Here is a 477-nt window from a genome sequence, read left to right as displayed (position 1 = left end):
GAAAATCCCCCAGCGGCTGATGCACGTTACGTTTCTCGATCGCCAGTTCGACCTGCAACTCGCCCTGGGTGACCAGGAGGCGACCGTTGTTCGGCAGTTTCAGCGCCAGCGGATCATAGACCTGCAAGGCAATCACATCGTTGTGCGCCGACAGCTGCCGCATCAATTGCAAGGTGCGTTCACCGGCGCCGGCAAAGTCGCTGACGATGCAGATCAAGTGGTCGTGCCCGGCCACACCGAGGCAGCGCTGCAAGGCCTTGTCCAATTGGTCTTCATCTTCGGCGTCGGGATTGCCGGCGTTCAGCGCGCGGTTTTGCTGCACTACGCGGCTGAGCAGCGCTTCGACACGCTTGCGACTGCGCAACGGCGCGATGCTGTCGATACGCTGGTCGTTGAAGACCAGACCGCCAACCCGATCCCCGGCATGAAAAACCATCCACGCCGCCAGCGCGGCGAGTTCGGCGGCGACTGCCGATT

The 477-nt window shown here is 62.3% G+C and carries 1 pseudogene; it reads right to left on the bottom strand.

Features of this window, described 5'->3' with window-relative positions:
• Positions 1 to 477: pseudogene (locus tag LC490_RS24265) on the bottom strand (DUF58 domain-containing protein); the annotation flags it as partial.

This window comes from Lysobacter sp. ESA13C, from assembly GCF_019970005.1.
Lineage (GTDB): Bacteria > Pseudomonadota > Gammaproteobacteria > Xanthomonadales > Xanthomonadaceae > Lysobacter > Lysobacter antibioticus_B.
The sequence above is the reverse complement of the archived record's forward strand: the minus strand, read 5'-3'. Positions and strand labels throughout refer to the sequence as shown.